The 16,381-nt window shown below is 70.6% G+C and carries 19 protein-coding genes; 6 read left to right on the forward strand and 13 right to left on the reverse strand.

Annotated features, from left to right (window positions below; translation table 11 throughout):
- Nucleotides 1-47 precede the first annotated feature (47 nt).
- Nucleotides 48-536, forward strand: coding sequence for a DUF411 domain-containing protein (locus tag DFR41_RS13070; protein WP_114802981.1), 489 nt, complete (start codon nt 48-50; stop codon nt 534-536).
- 33 nt (nt 537-569) lie between these two features.
- The gene (locus DFR41_RS13075; protein ID WP_017762400.1) at nt 570-881 is read left to right on the forward strand and encodes a copper-binding protein; all 312 of its coding nucleotides are present in this window, start codon (nt 570-572) and stop codon (nt 879-881) included.
- 32 nt (nt 882-913) lie between these two features.
- Here the strand turns inward: DFR41_RS13075 and fabG are convergent, their stop codons facing one another.
- The 10 genes from fabG to DFR41_RS13125 form a co-directional block, all read right to left on the reverse strand.
- Nucleotides 914-1,645, reverse strand: a complete 732-nt coding sequence (gene fabG / locus DFR41_RS13080; protein WP_114802982.1) for a 3-oxoacyl-ACP reductase FabG — start codon at nt 1,643-1,645, stop codon at nt 914-916.
- Nucleotides 1,646-1,706: 61 nt separating this feature from the next.
- Complete coding sequence (locus DFR41_RS13085; protein WP_114802983.1) at nt 1,707-2,171, reverse strand: ApeP family dehydratase; 465 nt, start codon at nt 2,169-2,171, stop codon at nt 1,707-1,709.
- The gene (locus DFR41_RS13090) at nt 2,168-2,932 is read right to left on the reverse strand and encodes a class I SAM-dependent methyltransferase (RefSeq protein WP_114802984.1); all 765 of its coding nucleotides are present in this window, start codon (nt 2,930-2,932) and stop codon (nt 2,168-2,170) included. The genes DFR41_RS13085 and DFR41_RS13090 overlap by 4 nt, the downstream gene beginning before the upstream one ends.
- A 159-nt stretch (nt 2,933-3,091) precedes the next feature.
- A complete protein-coding gene (locus tag DFR41_RS13095) occupies nt 3,092-3,907 on the reverse strand; it encodes a polysaccharide deacetylase family protein (protein ID WP_114802985.1) in 816 nt (271 codons plus the stop codon).
- Nucleotides 3,904-6,306: an MMPL family transporter gene (locus DFR41_RS13100; protein ID WP_114802986.1), complete on the reverse strand. Its 2,403-nt coding sequence runs from the start codon at nt 6,304-6,306 to the stop codon at nt 3,904-3,906. Before DFR41_RS13100 ends, DFR41_RS13095 begins: the two co-directional genes overlap by 4 nt.
- Entirely contained in the window at nt 6,303-6,923 is a 621-nt protein-coding gene (locus tag DFR41_RS13105) for a LolA-related protein (protein WP_244917740.1), read from the reverse strand. The genes DFR41_RS13100 and DFR41_RS13105 overlap by 4 nt, the downstream gene beginning before the upstream one ends.
- Nucleotides 6,889-7,923 carry a lysophospholipid acyltransferase family protein gene (locus DFR41_RS13110; RefSeq protein ID WP_114802987.1) on the reverse strand — a complete coding sequence of 345 codons (1,035 nt, stop codon included), beginning with the start codon at nt 7,921-7,923 and terminating at the stop codon, nt 6,889-6,891. The genes DFR41_RS13105 and DFR41_RS13110 overlap by 35 nt, the downstream gene beginning before the upstream one ends.
- 120 nt (nt 7,924-8,043) lie before the next feature.
- Nucleotides 8,044-9,768: an ApeI family dehydratase gene (locus DFR41_RS13115; protein ID WP_114802988.1), complete on the reverse strand. Its 1,725-nt coding sequence runs from the start codon at nt 9,766-9,768 to the stop codon at nt 8,044-8,046.
- Nucleotides 9,765-10,388: a COG4648 family protein gene (locus tag DFR41_RS13120; protein ID WP_114802989.1), complete on the reverse strand. Its 624-nt coding sequence runs from the start codon at nt 10,386-10,388 to the stop codon at nt 9,765-9,767. The genes DFR41_RS13115 and DFR41_RS13120 overlap by 4 nt, the downstream gene beginning before the upstream one ends.
- A 5-nt stretch (nt 10,389-10,393) precedes the next feature.
- The gene (locus tag DFR41_RS13125) at nt 10,394-10,675 is read right to left on the reverse strand and encodes a phosphopantetheine-binding protein (RefSeq protein WP_017762228.1); all 282 of its coding nucleotides are present in this window, start codon (nt 10,673-10,675) and stop codon (nt 10,394-10,396) included.
- A 176-nt stretch (nt 10,676-10,851) separates the two neighbouring features.
- On the opposite strand from DFR41_RS13125, the gene DFR41_RS13130 reads away from it, so the two are divergent.
- Nucleotides 10,852-12,399 carry a helicase HerA-like domain-containing protein gene (locus DFR41_RS13130; RefSeq protein ID WP_017762229.1) on the forward strand — a complete coding sequence of 516 codons (1,548 nt, stop codon included), beginning with the start codon at nt 10,852-10,854 and terminating at the stop codon, nt 12,397-12,399.
- A gap of 478 nt (nt 12,400-12,877) precedes the next feature.
- Entirely contained in the window at nt 12,878-14,227 is a 1,350-nt protein-coding gene (chrA, locus tag DFR41_RS13135; protein ID WP_114802990.1) for a chromate efflux transporter, read from the forward strand.
- Nucleotides 14,228-14,470: 243 nt separating this feature from the next.
- Here chrA and DFR41_RS13140 read toward each other — a convergent pair whose 3' ends face one another.
- The 3 genes from DFR41_RS13140 to DFR41_RS13155 all read right to left on the reverse strand — a co-directional run bounded on the left by DFR41_RS13140 (nt 14,471) and on the right by DFR41_RS13155 (nt 15,857).
- Nucleotides 14,471-14,758 (reverse strand): hypothetical protein, encoded by a 288-nt coding sequence (locus DFR41_RS13140; protein ID WP_114802991.1) that lies wholly within the window; start codon nt 14,756-14,758, stop codon nt 14,471-14,473.
- Nucleotides 14,755-15,426 carry an SOS response-associated peptidase gene (locus DFR41_RS13145; RefSeq protein WP_114802992.1) on the reverse strand — a complete coding sequence of 224 codons (672 nt, stop codon included), beginning with the start codon at nt 15,424-15,426 and terminating at the stop codon, nt 14,755-14,757. The genes DFR41_RS13140 and DFR41_RS13145 overlap by 4 nt, the downstream gene beginning before the upstream one ends.
- Nucleotides 15,427-15,662: 236 nt before the next feature.
- The gene (locus DFR41_RS13155) at nt 15,663-15,857 is read right to left on the reverse strand and encodes a hypothetical protein (RefSeq protein ID WP_114802994.1); all 195 of its coding nucleotides are present in this window, start codon (nt 15,855-15,857) and stop codon (nt 15,663-15,665) included.
- 55 nt (nt 15,858-15,912) lie between these two features.
- Here DFR41_RS13155 and DFR41_RS13160 point away from each other — a divergent pair, with 55 nt between their 5' ends.
- Together DFR41_RS13160 and DFR41_RS13165 are read left to right on the forward strand one after the other, a co-directional pair.
- Nucleotides 15,913-16,155 carry a hypothetical protein gene (locus DFR41_RS13160; protein WP_147284348.1) on the forward strand — a complete coding sequence of 81 codons (243 nt, stop codon included), beginning with the start codon at nt 15,913-15,915 and terminating at the stop codon, nt 16,153-16,155.
- Nucleotides 16,139-16,381: a hypothetical protein gene (locus tag DFR41_RS13165; RefSeq protein ID WP_244917741.1), complete on the forward strand. Its 243-nt coding sequence runs from the start codon at nt 16,139-16,141 to the stop codon at nt 16,379-16,381. The genes DFR41_RS13160 and DFR41_RS13165 overlap by 17 nt, the downstream gene beginning before the upstream one ends.

Consider the following 16,381-nt stretch of genomic DNA (forward strand, 5'->3'; position numbering starts at 1 on the left):
CTGGCCGCCCTGAACCGCGAACCACCCCGCCATCGAAAGTCACGACCATGCAATCTTCTTCCTCCTCCTCCATCGCGTCTCCCCGTCGCCGCCTGCTCCTGACCGCCTTGCCCCTCACGGCCCTCCCCATCGCCGGCACGGCGGTCGCGGCCGCGCCCAGGGTGGACGTCTGGAAAGACCCGAACTGCGGCTGCTGCGTGGACTGGGTGAAGCACCTGAACGCGAACGGCTTCGCCACCCGCGTACACGAAGAGGGCAACGCCCGCGTGCGCCAGGAGGCGGGTATTCCTCGGACGCTGGGCTCCTGCCACACGGCAAGCGTCGGCGGCTACGCCATCGAAGGCCATGTGCCTGCCCGCGACATCCACCGCCTGCTGCGCGAGAAGCCGGCTGGCGCCATCGGCCTGGCCGTGCCGGGCATGCCCATCGGCTCGCCCGGCATGGACGGCCCCGCCTATGGCGACCGCCGCGATGCCTACGACGTGCTGCTCGTGCTCGCCGCGGGCGGCACGCGCGTATTCCAGCGCTATCGCTGAGCCTGCACCTTCCACCTACTCAAATCATCGAACATGAACAAGAGAAGCTTCCTCGCCCTGCTGTTGCCCGCCGCCGTCCTGGGGGTCTCGCCGGCCGCCTTCGCACAGGCCGAAGCGCCACTGCCCCCGGTCGAAGGCGAAGTCCGCCGTGTCGATGCCGCCCAGGGCCGCATCACGCTGAGGCACGGCGACATTCCCAACCTGGACATGGGCGCCATGACCATGGTCTTCCGCGTCCACGACGCCGCCATGCTCAAGGACCTCAAGGCGGGTGACAAAGTGCGCTTCACGGCACAGATGGTCGACGGACAGCTGACGGTGATGTCGCTGATGCCGATGCGCTGAGGTGCATGAACAGGAACGGCGGAAAGGCGGCCTCAGGCCATCCCGCCATTCACCGAGATCACCTGCCCCGTGATGTACCCCGCCTCCGCGCTCGCCAGAAAGCCGGCCAGCGCAGCCACCTCTTCGGGTGTGCCGGCGCGCTGCGCGGGCACCATCTGCTTGACCATCGCGGGGTCGAAGGCCGCATCCGCCATGGGCGAGGCGATGATGCCCGGGGCGATGGCGTTGACGGTCACGCCGCGCGAGGCGACTTCCATCGACAGCGCCTTGGTCGCGCTGTTGAGCGCGCCCTTGGCTGCGGCGTAGTTGACCTGGCCGCGGTTGCCCATGATGGCGGCCACGGACGAGATGTTGAGGATGCGGCCCCAGCGCGTGCGCAGCATGGGCAGCAGCAGCGGCTGGGTGACGCGGAAGAAGCCGTTGAGCGACACATCGATGACCCGATGCCACTGCTCGGGCCGCATGCCGGGCATCACGGCGTCGTCGTGGATGCCCGCGTTGTTGACCAGCACCTGCACCGGTCCGCCCTCCAGCATGCGGGCGCAGGCGGCCGCCGTGGCTTCGTCGTCGGTCAGGTCGAAGACATGGCATTCGGCCTGGCCGCCGGCCGCGACGATGCGTGCGGCCAGGGCCTCGACGGCCTCCCGGCGGCCGTTGGCATGCAGCAGCACGGTGGCGCCGTCGCGCGCCAGGCGCTCGGCAATGGCGCCGCCCAGGGCGCCGCTGGCACCGGTGACGAGGGCGCGCTTGTTCTGAAGGGTCATGGAAAAGTACCTCCGTCGGTGCCGGTGTCACGGACACCGGTCGTGATGGCCGGGCAGGCGCTCAGGGCGCGGCGTCCGGCAAGGGCGTGTTGAGAACGACCACCGCCCGCCCGTCCGCGACGGGCCGGCCGTCGGCATCGAGCACGCGGAAGGCATAGAGCACCTGCTGCGCATCGCCCGACAGGCGTTCGGCATGCAGGTGCAGCGGTGCGGGCGCATCGTCGAAGCGGGCGCGGTGCAGGCGCACGTTGCGGGTGCTGGCCAGGTAGCCGGCCGCGGGCGGGCCGTCGCCGGTGGCCAGCAGACCGCCGTGCAGCGCCATGGCCTGCGCCGCGAACTCGATGGCGCAGGGCGCGAGCAGGCCCGAGGCCGTGCGCATCGGATTGGCCGGGTCCGCATGGGTGGTGGTCGTGCAATGGATGGACTGCGCATCCCAGGCTTCGAGCCGGTCGAGCAGGCACATGCCGCCTGCATGGGGAATGCGCGCGGCGATGCCGCTGCGGTCGAGGGTGGCAGGCGCGGTCATGGCAGGTCCGAGATCAGCAGCACATTGGCAAAGGGCGTGCCCTGGCTCATGGGCATGGGCTGCACCGCGAAGTCCAGGCGCTGCAGCAAGCCGATCCACTCGTCCAGCGTGCGGCCCCAGGTGGGCGAGACCTTGTGGCCGCGGATGCGCGTCACGGTGCGGTCCACCCACTGGCTGATGGCGAAGCCGCGGCGGCTGGCGGCATCGCCCACGCGCAGCAGCAGCCGGCCGGGCACGCCGTCACGCTCTGCGGCACCCGCGGTCAGTGCATCGCGCACCCGCAGGAGCACGCCTTCCTGCGCGGCATGGTCCACATAGTGCAGCACGTCGAGGATCACGACCACGTCGCAGGCCGGGAAGTCGGCCTCGCACATGTTGCCGCAGACGATGGTGGGCGTGGGCCGGATGTGGCCGACGGAGCGTTGCGCGCGCTCCACGTCGCGCGGCATCAGCTCGATGCCGGTGTAGCGGGCATCGGCGGGCAGCGGCGCCCATGCGCCGGGCCAGCGGCCCTCGGCGCGCATCGCATGGCCCGTGTGCAGTACGTTGGCGAGCAGGCTCTGGCCCGAGCCGATGTCGAGCATGCGGGGTCGGCCCTCGCCGATCAGGCCGCGCTCGACGATGCCGCGGAACACCGGGTCATGGCCCAGCTTGCCGCGTGCGAAATGCCAGGCGAAGTTGCCGCCCTGGCGGTAGGGCTCGGTGGCGCGGGCGTGGAGTTCGCGCCACGCGGCGTCGGGAGAAGGCGGGGTCGAGGTCACAGGCGGGTCGTCTTGGCACCCTCTCCCCTGGCGGGAGAGGGCGGGGGAGAGGGGGCGGCAGCCGGGGCACGGACCGAGGTGGGGGCAAGGCACCAGCCCACTCTCCCCCACCCCTCTCCCGCGAGGGGAGAGGGGCGAAGACCGGTTACGCCGAGCGGTTCACGCATGGCCGAGCGCATGCGGCAAGGTCACGGCACGCAGGCCCTGGCGGGAGAACTGGTCGAGCAGCGGCGGCAACACGTCCAGAATCACCGGCCGGCCGGTGCGCGCCAGCGCCGCGTGGCCATCGTGCAGCAGCAGGATGTCGCCTGCACGCAGGTCGCAGGTCAGGCGTGCCAGCACGCGGGCCGGGTCGCGCTCGCGGGTGTCGAAGCCGCGGCGGGTCCAGCTCACCAGTTCCAGACCCAGGCGATGCAGCACCGGGGCCAGAAAGGGATTGCGCAGGCCCGCGGGCGCGCGAAAGCAGGTGGGGCGCTGGCCGATGACGGCCTCGATCATCTGCTGCGCGCGTTCGATCTCGGCATGGAATCCGCGCGGGCCCAGCACCGAGAAGTTGTGCCGATGCCGCGCCGTGTGGTTCTGGATGCTGTGGCCGCGGGCGACGATCTCGCGCGCGAGGGCCGGATGCGCCTGTACCCGCTCGGCGATGCAGAAGAAGGTGGCCTTGTGGCCATGGGCGTCGAGCAGGTCGAGCACGGCCGGCGTGACCGCCGGCTCGGGCCCGTCGTCGATGGTCAGCGCCACTTCGTTTCGCGCTTCGGCGGCGGCGGGCAGGCGCAGCGTGTTCTGGCCTAGCCAGTGGCTGCGCGGCGTGAGGCCGATGGCGGTGATGGCGGCATGGTTGAGCACCACCGCGCCCAGCGCCCAGGGCCAGGCAGCCGGCACGAGCAGGCTCGCTCCCAACGCGCCCGCGTGCAGCACCGCACTGCCCTTGAGGAAGGGCGTGGGCTGCCAGCGGTCGGCCAGGGCGCTCATGCCTTCGCCGTCCGCGCGAAGGCCGCCGACAGCAGCAGCGCCAGCAGCGCGCCGGGCGCCACCACCTGGCCGATGGACGCCAGCGAGGGGATGTCGGAGATGGCGATCAGCGTGAACGAGATCACCGTCGTCAGGTTGGCCAGCATCAGCGAGGCCAGCGTGTCCTCGTCGGCATGGCCGGTCTCGCGCAGCTGGTCGAAGAAGAGCGCGTAGTTGGAGCCCACGGCCACCACCAGCAGCAGGCCCACCAGGTGCAGGATGGACAACGCCATGCCCATGGCCGCCATCGCACCCAGCGTGAGCGCGACGGCCGCGGCCAGCGGCTGGCACACGGCCAGCAGGCGGCGACCCGAGCGCAGCCATGCGCCCAGCAGCAGCACCACGGCCAGCGCGCCCAGGCCCACCTGCACGAAGGCCTCGTGCAGGTAGCGCTTGTAGAGCGCACCCAGCTCCTCGCCGACCTCGGCCACCGACACGCCCGGCAGGCCCTGCAGGGCGGCGACGACGTCCGCATGCTTGAACTGCGGGCCGGGGTGCAGCGAGATCATCGCGGCCCAGCCGCCACCCGGTCGCTCGAAAAGCAGCGCGTCGACCACGGCGCCGAGCGGCCCCTGCCGCGCGTCCTCGCGGCTGATCAGCGGCGCGGCACGCGCCGCCTCGACCTGGGTCACGAAGGGCGCCAGACGGTCGGCCGCGATCGGCAGACCAGCCGTGGCCTCTTCGAGCCGGGCACGCAGCGTCGTCGCGTCGGGCAGCGCCTCGCGCCGCCGCATCTGCAGGGCGTGGCTGGGCAGGATGCGGGCCACGCTGTCGTAGCCCAGCAGCACGCCGCGCTCGACCAGCGGGTCGAGCCGCGCGCCGGCCGTCTCGGCCTGGCGCAGCGCCGCCTCGACGGTGTCGCCATAGGCCACCACCAGCGTGGCGCCGTCGCTGGCGCCGATGTCGCCGCGCAGTTGCTCGTCCAGCGCCTGCGATTCGCGCGAGACCGGGCTCATCGAGCTGAGGCCGGCGCGCCAGAGCTGATCGCCCTGCCACAGCACCAGCGCGAAGCCGGCAACCGCCAGGGCCATCAGCGGCAGCCGCAGGCGTGGCAGCGCGCGCACGATGGCGCCGGCCGCGTGCGCCATGTAGCGGCGCAGGCCGCGGCCCGAGGCGCCCTGCGGCGCCAGCACCGGCAGCAGGAAGCGCGTGGCCACGGCCGCGGCCACCAGGCCGGCAATGGAGAACACGCCCAGTTGCGCCAGGCCCGGGAAACCCGAGAAGACCAGCGCCGCGAAGCCCGCTACTGACGTGAGCAGGCCCAGCCGCACCGTGGGCCAGTGCAGGTCGCGCCAACGCTGCCAGCCGGCCTGGGCCACACCCTCGCCGGCCACCTGGCGGGCCTGGATCAGGTAGTAGATGGCGTAGTCCACCGTCTCGCCGATCAGCGTGCTGCCGAAGCCGAGCGTGAGCCCGTGCACGCCGCCGAAGACCAGGCTGACGGCGGCGGTGCCCACCACCACGCCGGTGGCCACCGGCAGCATGGCGATGACCAGCGCACGCAGCGCACCGAAGGCCAGCAGCAGCAGGCCGCTGACCACGATGGCCCCCACCACCGCCAGGTGGACGGCCTCGCGCTTGATGCTATCGCGGCTCTGCACCGAGAACACGGCGGTGCCGCTCATCAGCAGGCGCGTGTCGGTGGCGCCCACCTGGGCGGCGGACTGGGCGAAGTCGGCCTGGATGGTGGCGATGGCCTGCGCCTGGGCGTCCAGGTCGCCGCCAGCGGCACGCGTGCTGGCCAGCAGCAGCGCGCGCGGCGCCTCGCGCGCGGCCCACACGCCTTCGACGCTGCGGGGTGCCGTGGCCGGGATCAGCGTCTCGGCCATGCGGGCCGACTCACCGGTGGGATCGCGCTCCAGCAACGGCTTGAAGGCATTGCCGCCCGGCGTGCCCAGCAGCGAGAGCGTGTCGAGGATGGCGTTGCGCAGCCCCTCGACGGTGAAGTGCTCGGGCGTGATCGCGGGCGAGAGCTGGTAGCGACGGTCGAAGACCCAGGTACCCGCATCGCGCCATTCGCTCTGGTCGCCGTTCTGGACCTGGTCGAACAGGCCGCTCTTGCGCAGGCGCTGACCCAGCTCGCGCGACACGGCCGCGCGCTGGGCCTCGTCGCGCCCACCCTCGATGCCGATGAACAGGGTGCGCGAGGCCACACCGGTCTGGATCTGCTCGATCAGCATGCGCTGGCGCGCATCGGGATGGGCGGGCAGGAAGGCCGACAGGTCGGCGTCGAACCTGGAGCGGGCGATCACCGCGATACCAGCCGCGAGCACCAGCAGCCAGATCAGCACCACGGCCAGCCGCCGCGCCGGCGACAGGCCGGCATCGCGGGCCGGTGCAACAGGAGGACGGCCGCTCATGAACCGGCGGGCCCCGGCACGATGTTCATCACCGAGCGGTCGCCGCCGATGAATTCCATCTCGATGCCGCGCACGTCGCTGCCGATGCCCGACAGGCGCAGGCTGCGCACCTGGGCGGCCAGCGCGGGCAGCGTGGGGACGAGGTCCAGCGTCCAGGCCTTGGCATCGCCCTTCACGTCGGCCTTGAAGTAGCGCAGCAGTGCAGGCGCGTTGCCGCTCAGGGTGCCGCGCATGGCTTCCATCATGCCCTGCAGCTCGGGCATGGCGTCCAGGCTCAGGGTGCGGGTACGACCGCCGCGCGAAAGGATCAGCACGTTGCCCTGCACCTCCATCGACTCCGGCCGGGGCGTGAGCGTGCGGCGCACCAGCTTGTCGGGGGCGACGAAGCTGAGCACGCCGGCGGAGTCGAGCGGGCCGTCCAGGCCGCGCACATAGCGCTGCTCGGTGAAGCGGGCCTCGCCGCTGCGGCGCTGGGCCAGCAGGGCCATCAGCTCGTTGAGGTCCAAGGCCCAGGCGGGCGCGGCCAGCAGGCCGGCCAGCGCCAGCAGCAGCGCGGCGCGCAGGCGCACGCCACCCAGGGCCTCACGCACGCGGCGAATCTTCGAGCCAGAAGTCATGGAAATTGAACCAGTTGTGGGGATGGGCGCGGCACAGGTCTTCCAGGCGCCGCACATAGGCTTCGAGGGCGTCGCGGATGCGGCGTTCCCGCTCGGCGGGGTCGAGGCCGCGGGCGCGGCGCGGCGTGGGCGTCCCACCTTCGGAAGACGGCGTCGTGGCGGCAGGCACCGGCGCCGAAAAATCGGCCAGGGGCTCGAACACCACGCGGTAACGGTTGCCGCCCAGGTACAGCCCGGCCATGAACACGGCCGGCCGGCGCAGCAGCGCCGCGAGCCGGAAGGGCCCGTCGTTGAACCAGGCCGACTGGCCCAGGAAGTCGATCTGCACGCGGTTGCCGCGCTGGCCGGCGTCGTCCTCACCCACGGCCAGGGTGCGGTCGCCGAGCATGCCGGCCATGCGGCCGCTGTCCAGCCAGTCGCGCAGCTCCAGCATGGCGGCGGGCCGGCCCAGGGCGATGATGTGCGGCCGGTACTCGGGCAGGCTGATGGCTTCGAGCACGGCGTTGATGCGCCGCGCGTTGTCGGGGTACATGAGCATGGCCAGCCGCAGATCGACCGGCGCCTCGGCCTGCTGACGGCAGGCCGACAGGGCCTCGAAGCTGCCGATGTGCGCGCCGACGAGAAAGGCGCCGCGGCCCGCGCGCACATCGGCTTCCACGGCCTCGCCGCCCTGCACCTGCACGTCGAAGAGCGACATGCGCCCGCGCAGGAAGTACACCCGGTCGAGCACCGTCGACGCGAAGTTGTGCAGCAGCCGGTAGCCATCGCGCCAGCCCGCCTTGGGTCCGATGGCCCGCGCCAGGTAGCGCCGCACATGGCGCCTCGGCGTGGGCGCGAAGAGCAGGAAGTACAGCGTGATCGGATGCAGGACCAGCCGCGTGAGTGGCCGGCCGCAACGCAGCGCCATCCAGCAGATGAAGCGCAGCGCCAGGATGTTGCTGCGCTCGGGCGCGCGGGCCCAGTCGGTGCCGGGGCGCAGGTCGTCGCCGAGGGCGCTCATTGAGAACCTCCGGCTTCGCCTGCGGTGCGAGCGCCCTTCGGAACGGCCGGGCGGGCGCTCATTGAGAACCTCCGGCTTCGCCTGCGGTGCGAGCGCCCTTCGGAACGGCCGGGCGGGCGCTCATTGAGAACCTCCGGCTTCGCTCGCGGTGCGAGCGCCCTCGCCCGGCAACCAACGGCCGCTGGCAGCCACGGTGTCGCCCATGCGCACCTCGAAGCGCACGCCCGCGGCGGCGCCCGTCTCGGGCTGCAAATCGAAGACCAGGTCCGCGCCCGGCCGCACCGGCGCCAGGAATTTGGCCGCCGCCAGCATCGGTGCATCGCCCAGGCGCGCGCGCAGCGAGGGCACGCCGCGCATCGCCTCCAGCAGTTCGGCGAGCAACAAGGCGCCCGGCAACAGCGGCTGGCCGGGGAAATGACCAGCAAAGGCGGGATGGTCCTCGGGCACGCGGTGCGACAGCCGGACCGGGCTGCCATCGGCCGCCAGCTGCGCCAGGGCGAATTCGCGCAACTCGCGCCGCGTGAGCTTGCCGGTGCCCACGCGCGGCAGCGCCTGCACATGCACCACGCGGCGGGGGACGAACACCGGCTCGACGCGCTCGCGCAGGCCGGCGATGACCGTCGCGGCATCCACCGAGGGCGCCACCACGAAGGCCACCGGCCGCACCACGCCGTCGGCCACGTCGTCGGGCAGCCAGAAGGCGCCGTCCTCGACGCCAGGAATGCTGTTGAGATGGAAGTCGAGGTGGCCCAGCGACGTCCGCCGGCCCGCCACATGGACCAGATCGTTGGCCCGGCCCAGCAGGCGGAATCGACCATCACCCAGCAGCTCCAGCAGGTCGGCCATGGGCGTGGGCGCGGGAATGAAGTCGCCCGAGAAGACGAAGCGCTCGGCACCATCCGGGCCGGTCTCGGCCTGCACGCGGATGTCGCCCATCACTTCCCACACCTCGCTGCGCACCGGGCAACGGGTGGCGACCTGGCCGGTCTCGGTGCTGCCGTAGATCTCGACCATCACGCCACCCGTGGCACGCTCGGCCTGGGCCGCCAGTTGCGGCGACAGCGGCGCGGTGGCGGACAGCACCATGTCCACCGGCGGCACGGCCAGCCCGGACTGCAGGAGCGTCTTGAGGTGGAAGGGCGTGGTGACCAGCGCGCGCGGCCGTGGCACCGACTCCAGCGCCTGCACGATGTCGGCCGGATAGAACGGCCGCCCGGCCTCGAAGGCCGGCCCGCCGAGCATGGCCAGCAGCGCCGAGGATTCGAGGCCGTAGCTGTGCTGCACCGGCACGGTGGCCACCAGCGTCAGGCCTCCCAACGATGACAGGCCAAGCAATTGACAGAGCCGCGGCACCGCGGCGGCCACGTCGCCCACCAGCGTGCCCCAGGTCTTGGCATGCGGCTGCGGCACGCCGGTGGAGCCCGAGGTGAGCAGGCTGGCCGCGTGGCGGTCGAGCGCGATGGCCGCCCAGTCGGGCATGGCGGCCAGCGGCGTGCGCGCCCCATCGGCGTCGACCGCGACGCGCTGCGCGAGGCCGGCGCCGTAGGGCTCGCCGGGGTCGACCAGCGCGAAGGCCGCGGGCTGCTCGGCACAGACGCGGGCCAACGTGTCCTCGCGCGCATCGGGCGGCAGCAGGCTGGCATGGCCCCGCAGCAGCGCCGCCGCCAGGCCGACGGAAAAGCGGTAGCGGTCACCGCACAGGTTGACGGCCGGCCCTTGGGAAGGAAGCTTCGCCGCAACGGCCTCAACATCGGCCAGCCAGGCCAGTGCACTGATCGGCCGGCCATGGCGCCAGGCCAGCGGCGCGCGCAGGTCGCGCGGGCCGAGCAGAAAGGACACGCTCATTGCTTGGCAGGCGCGTAGAAGGCGCGAACGGCATCGATCAGCCGCACGCGCTCGAACTCGGGATGCAGGCGGTAGCGCAGCAGGTATTCGCCGACGAACAGGGCGCCGACGCCGACGGGCGTGATCACGTTCGAGAACAGCGACCAGTCCTCGAAGGGGCGCAGCAGGTACACGGCCAGCGACAGCACGCAGACCGCGCAGAAGTACACGGTCCACACCGCGGTGACGCGGGCCGTGTAGCGCCGCATGTCGGGCGTGAGCGTGTGGATTCGCTGGGCGAACTGCCCGATCAATGAGGTTTGACCTGCGCGCAGCGTGCCGCCGAACCAGCCGGCCAGCAGCGCGTTGATGCCCACGTGCTGCAGCACATAGAGCGGATTGGGGTCACCGGCATGGCCGCTCATGACCAGGGCCAGCCCGGCCAGGCCCAGCACCGCCACCAGTGCCAGCCCGGCACGGCCGAGGTGCTGGCCCGCCAGCCCCATGCCGGTGAGCCACAGCGGCACCAGCAGCACGACCACCGCCCAGGGCTCGGCCGCGTGGTAGACCATCATCCAGTGCGAGGCGCCGGCATAGGCCACGCCCACCAGCAGCATCAGCGCAATGCGCCAGGCGGGCATGCCCCTTACCCGGCCTTGTTGGCGGCGACGTGGGCCGCCAGCGCGCGCAGCGAGGCAAAGATCTGCTGGTTGCGCTCGTCGTCCGAGCGCAGCTGGAAGCCATAGCGACGCGAGATCTCCAGCGCCACTTCGAGGATGTCGATGGAGTCCAGACCCAGCCCGTCGCCGTACAGGGGCGCCTCGGGGTCGATGGACTCGGGGGCCACTTCGAGATTGAGGGCGCTCACCAGCAGTTCGGCCAGCTCGTTCTCGAGCGGAGTGCGGTCAAAAGAGGTGGTCGAGGACAAGAGGGGCTCCCGGATGTGTAGAGATGAACCGTCGGCCACAGCCCGTACGGCAAAAGAGAAAAATTATAGGAGTCGCCCCGATGGCCATGGCCGCGGCCGGCGCGGCCGCGACACCCTGGCGCAGCCCTCGCCCTTCGGTAGACTGCCGCGGTTTTTCGCCCTCATCCGGGAGTCCCATGGCCGATCCTCTGCTGCTGGCGCGCCACGGCGCCATCGAATGCTTCCTGCTGCCCGCCCTGGCCAATCGCCATGGTCTGATCACCGGGGCCACGGGCACCGGCAAGACCGTCACGCTGCAGACCCTGGCCGAGCGCCTGTCGGGCATCGGCGTGCCCGTCTTCATGGCGGACGTGAAGGGCGACCTGAGCGGCATCAGCCAGCCCGGCCGCATCGGCGAACGGATGGCTGCCACGCTCAAGGAGCGCGGCATCGAGCTGCCCACGCCGCAGGCCTGCCCCGTGACGCTGTGGGACGTCTTCGGCGAGCAGGGGCATCCGGTCCGGGCCACCATTTCCGACATGGGGCCGCTGCTGCTGGGCCGAATGCTGGACCTCAACGAGACCCAGGCCGGCGTGCTCAACCTGGTGTTCAAGATCGCCGACGACAACGGCCTGCTGCTGCTCGACCTGAAGGACCTGCGGGCCATGCTGGCCCATGTGGGCGAGAACGCCAAGCAGTACACCACCAGCTACGGCAACATCAGCGCCGCCAGTGTGGGCGCCATCCAGCGCGGGCTGCTGGCCATCGAATCGCAGGGCGGCGACCGCTTCTTCGGCGAGCCCATGCTGGACATCCAGGACTTCATGCAGACGGTAGAGGGCCGCGGCGTGGTCAACATCCTCGCGGCCGACAAGCTGATGAACGCGCCGCGCCTGTATGCCACCTTCCTCCTGTGGATGCTGTCGGAGCTGTTCGAGCAGTTGCCCGAGGTGGGCGACCTGGACAAGCCCAAGCTGGCCTTCTTCTTCGACGAGGCGCACCTGCTGTTCAAGGACGCGCCCAAGGCGCTGGTCGAGCGCATCGAGCTGGTGGTGCGGCTGGTGCGCTCCAAGGGCGTGGGGGTGTACTTCGTGACGCAGAACCCGCTGGACATCCCGGACTCGGTGCTGGCCCAGCTCGGCAACCGGGTCCAGCACGCGCTGCGTGCCTTCACGCCGCGCGACCAGAAGGCCGTGCAGTCCGCCGCCAGCACCATGCGCCCCAAGCCGGGCCTGGACATCGGCCAGGCCATCACCGAACTGGCCGTCGGCGAGGCCCTGGTCAGCCTGCTGGATGAAAAGGGCCGGCCCGGCATCACCGAGCGGGTGTTCGTGCTGCCTCCCGCGGGCCAGATCGGGCCGGTGTCGCCGGAGCAGCGCCGCTCGCTCATGAGCGGCTCGCTGGTGGCCGGCGTTTACGAACAGGCGGTGGACCGCGAATCAGCCCACGAGAAGCTCAAGGGCCGTGCCGCGTCGGCACCGGACGCGCCGGCGACGGCCCGGCCCGACGGGAACCGCCCTGGCAGCGCTGCGGGAACGGGGGCAAACGGAGGAAATGCGGGCCAGGCCGAAGGAAGCTTCCTGAACGATCTGCTCTTCGGGACGACCGGGCCGCGAGGCGGGCGCAAGGACGGTCTGGTGCAGACGCTGGCCAAGTCTGCGGTGCGCACGGTGGGCACCAATGTGGGCAAGGAAATCCTGCGCGGCGTGCTCGGCGGCATCTTCGGCGCCAAGAGCCGGCGCTGAGACTGCCGCCTGTTTCAAGCAGTGCCGCGGCCGCATTGCGGCGTCGCGAAGGAGCGCACGGCGATGTCACCGGCATCCGATGCCGGCTCCTGCGGCGGCAGACGACCTTAGTAGGTCGGATAGCGCACGGCGTCTTCTTCGGCGTTGCGGCTGCGGCCGACCATGAAGCCGACCAGAACGGTGCCGCACACCACGCCCAACATGAATCCTGCAATGACCATCAACATGGCGCGTCTCCATTCGTTGTGAGGGAAGCCCTGGCGGCCGCTGTCGGACGCCCGCCGTGCTTCCTGAATGTGACGATACCGTGATCGTTCCTCCGCAGCGATGGGAGTTAACCCAGTGTTAACAACTCCGACCTGCGCGTCGGTGAGGGCCGCGCCAGCCCGTCGGCGGCGACGCGCGGCGCGCCGGACTGGCGATTCAGTCCGCCGTCATGGCGCGATGGGATGATCCGGAGTCGCTGCCCCTGCAACCCATGCCGCCATCGCCCGACACGTCTTCCAATACTCCGCCGATCGGCTTCGGCCGCGCCCTGCTCTTCTGGCTCAAGCTGGGCTTCATCAGCTTCGGCGGGCCGGCCGGCCAGATCGCCATCATGCATGCCGAACTGGTCGAGCGCCGGCGCTGGATCAGCGAGCGCCGCTTTCTGCATGCCCTCAACTACTGCATGCTGCTCCCCGGCCCCGAGGCACAGCAACTGGCCACCTACCTTGGCTGGCTGATGCACCGCACCTGGGGCGGCATCGCGGCAGGCCTGCTGTTCGTGCTGCCCTCGCTGGTGCTGCTGATCGGGCTGTCGTGGGTGTACATGGCTTTCGGGCAGCAGCCTCTCGTCTCCGCGGTGTTCCACGGCATCAAGCCGGCGGTCACCGCCATCGTGCTCCAGGCGGGCTGGCGCCTCGCAGGCCGTGCGCTGCACAGCCGCCCGCTGATGGGCATCGCTGCGGCGGCCTTCATCGCGATGGCCGTGCTGCACCTGCCTTTCGTGCTCGTGCTTACCCTGGCGGCACTGGCCGGGCATTGGGGCGGAAGGCGCTGGCCCGGTGCTTTCCAAGGCCGGGGGGCCCCTGCAGTTGCGGCGTCCGGCGATGCGTCGGCGCCCGCCGCCTGGATCGACGACCACAGCCCGCCCCCGGCGCACGCCCGCTTCTCGCGCGGCCGGATGGTCCGCGTGGTGGCGGTGTGCGTCGCCCTCTGGGCTGCGGGCATGGCCGCCGCCATCGCCATCGGCGGACTTCAAGGCACCCTGGCGCGCATGGGCTGGTTCTTCACCAAGGCGGCCTTCATGACCTTCGGCGGCGCTTACGCCGTCCTGCCCTATGTGTACCAGGCGGCCGTCGAGCACTACCACTGGCTCTCGGGCCCGCAGATGATCGACGGGCTGGCGCTGGGAGAGACAACGCCCGGCCCGTTGATCATGGTGGTGGCGTTCGTGGGCTTCGTGGGGGGCTGGAACCAGCTGGCACTGGGCCCGGACCTGCCTTTCCTGGGCGGCGCAGTGGCAGCGGTGGCCGTGAGCTTCTTCACCTTCCTGCCGTCGTTCCTGTTCATCCTGGCGGGTGGCCCGCTGGTGGAGTCGACCCGCGGCCGCCTGGGGCTGGCCGCGCCCATGGCGGCGATCACGGCGGCGGTCGTGGGCGTGATCGCGCAGCTAGCCCTGTTCTTCGCCGGCCATGTGCTGTGGCCCGAGGGACAGGGCTTCGATGCCGGGGCTTCGGTGCTGATGGTGCTCGCCGCCTTTGCGCTGATCCGGTTGAAGTGGGGCGTCATGCCGGTGCTAGCGGCAAGCGCGGCGGCAGGACTGGCGCTGCGGATGCTGGCCTGAGCAGACGGCGACGCGGGCGATCGGATCGACGAAGGCGCGACCGTACAATCCGCGCCCGCCGCTCCAAAGCAAAAAGCCCGCACTGGGCGGGCTTTCTGAGCAGCCTGGTGACGACCACCAAGTGCTTCGTTTGGCTCCCGAGGCAGCTATCACTACGAACAACTCGGGTGCAACTGAATCTGCCGCCCTCTCTCACACGAGAGCCCAAAAGCCGCAGTGAGGAGGGTATGACCAGCTAGCTGGTCACTCCTCCCGAAAGCTGAGCATCGCGGGCCGGCCAGGGGGGCAGTTCAGCACCTCGCATGCGGCCACCTGGGCCTCCGAGAACACTTCGACGGCGCGCTGCTCGGTGGGCGTCAGCCCGGCATCCTCCGGGAAACCCCTGTCGTCCCAGTCTTCCTCCATGGCCAGCGCGCCCCAGGCGGCCATTGGATCCACGTCAGCCGCGGCAAAAACCGCCATTGCGGCCCTCAGGGCCGCCTCCAGTTCGGCTGGCGTGGCGCCCTCGTGCACTACTTCCAACTGCATCATGGGGTGATCTCCTCGACCGGGCCGGCCCGGAAGACTTCGACAGGGGCGAGGCGCAGCAGCGAGCGTGCTTCCTCGACGGTACCGGCCAGCCACTGGTCCCAGTCGCTGGACTCCAGCGGGATGACGCTCCGTTTGTCCTGCTGGTCGGACGGCAGTTTCGGATCGGGCTTGTGCATGCGGCGCATCAGAGGATGCTGGTCGGCATTGACGGTCAGCATGGTGTAGCTCTCGACCGTCTCGCCGGTGGCTTTGTCCGTCCAGGTGTTCCAGAGGCCCGCCAGGCCCCACGGCGCACCATCTGCACGGCGAAATGTCCACCAGACGTTCCGCCCGCTTTCCCAGTTTGGCTCGTCGAAGCTCAAGGCCGGGATGATGCACCGCTGACCGCGCTTCCATGGGTCTCGGAACGTGGCCTTCTCCGCCAGCTCCTCAGAGCGGGCATTGTTGGTGGAGTAGGTCAACTTGGCCGTCTTGGCGAACCACGGCACCAGACCCCACTGCCCCACGATCAGCTCGCGCTCGTAGCCCGTTTCGTTCCGGGCGCGGCGGATGAAGGGGGCCGGTGCACGAGGGAAAACGTGCTGCTTCCAGGGCATCGGGTTGCGGGCACCAATGTGGAACAGCCGTTCCAGCTCGGCCTCATTCGGAGCGACGTATCGGTTGCACATGTCCGATTCTGTGGCGCCGCGCTGGCGCGAGCCAATAGGACCACGCCCCTTTCGCCCAGGCAGCGGTGTACAGCATGGCCAGCGCGAACATGCCCCACTGGCCTGCGCTCCAGGTAGACGCGAGGAAAAAGGGCTGGCTGACCAGCCCGAAGAGGCATGCCCATCGCGCCCAGCTGGGACGACGATCCTGCGACAGCCAGGCCGCGGCCGCGCCGCAGGCCAGGATCACGGCCTGATCAGCTCCCACGAGCCGATTCCACCGGGGCGAGCCAGCGTGCCGCGGCCGCGGCCGGCGCGAGCTGACGCAGATCCGCGTCGTGTGCCAGTTCGCGCGCAGTCGCCTCCAGTTCGAGGGGATCGACAGAGCGCCAGTGCTGCTGGAGACGGTGGGCGCAAGCCGCAATCCATAGTTCGTCGTCGTGGTGTTCCATGAGCGCAGTCTAGCCATTAACACTGTATATTTCACCAGTGTTTTCGGAGATATTCATGACATGGAACCAAAGCAGCGGCGTGCTCTGCAAGATGCTGGGACCGGAGGTGTCCGATGCGGCGCGGTTGCTGCCGACCCCCGGCCCTGACCAGCCGAAGACCGCAACGGTCGAGATGGACACAGCCCAAACGGGACGGGTGCGGGTGACGCTGGAATGCCGGCTCTGGAAGCATTACAAGATGCGCCACTGGGGCTGGCACGCTATCCACGCGGAGCGCATCGATGGCAAGGATCAATGAGCCCATGGCCGCGAGCGCCCTGGGCCACCCCACCCTATTGCGCGTGCCGGCCTGGTACAGCGAACGCATCCAGGACGAGATCGTGCTGCCTCTCCCTCCGGAGGAATACGACATCGAGCCCGGCGAGGGCATCAATGGGCGCTGGGTGGTGACCAGCAGCAGCGGCGCGGTCGTCTACAACGGCATCGGCCCGGTCGAGGTGGTGCGCTCACCCGCGCCGTTCTGA

Source organism: Pseudacidovorax intermedius (assembly GCF_003350475.1).
Lineage (GTDB): Bacteria > Pseudomonadota > Gammaproteobacteria > Burkholderiales > Burkholderiaceae_C > Xenophilus > Xenophilus intermedius.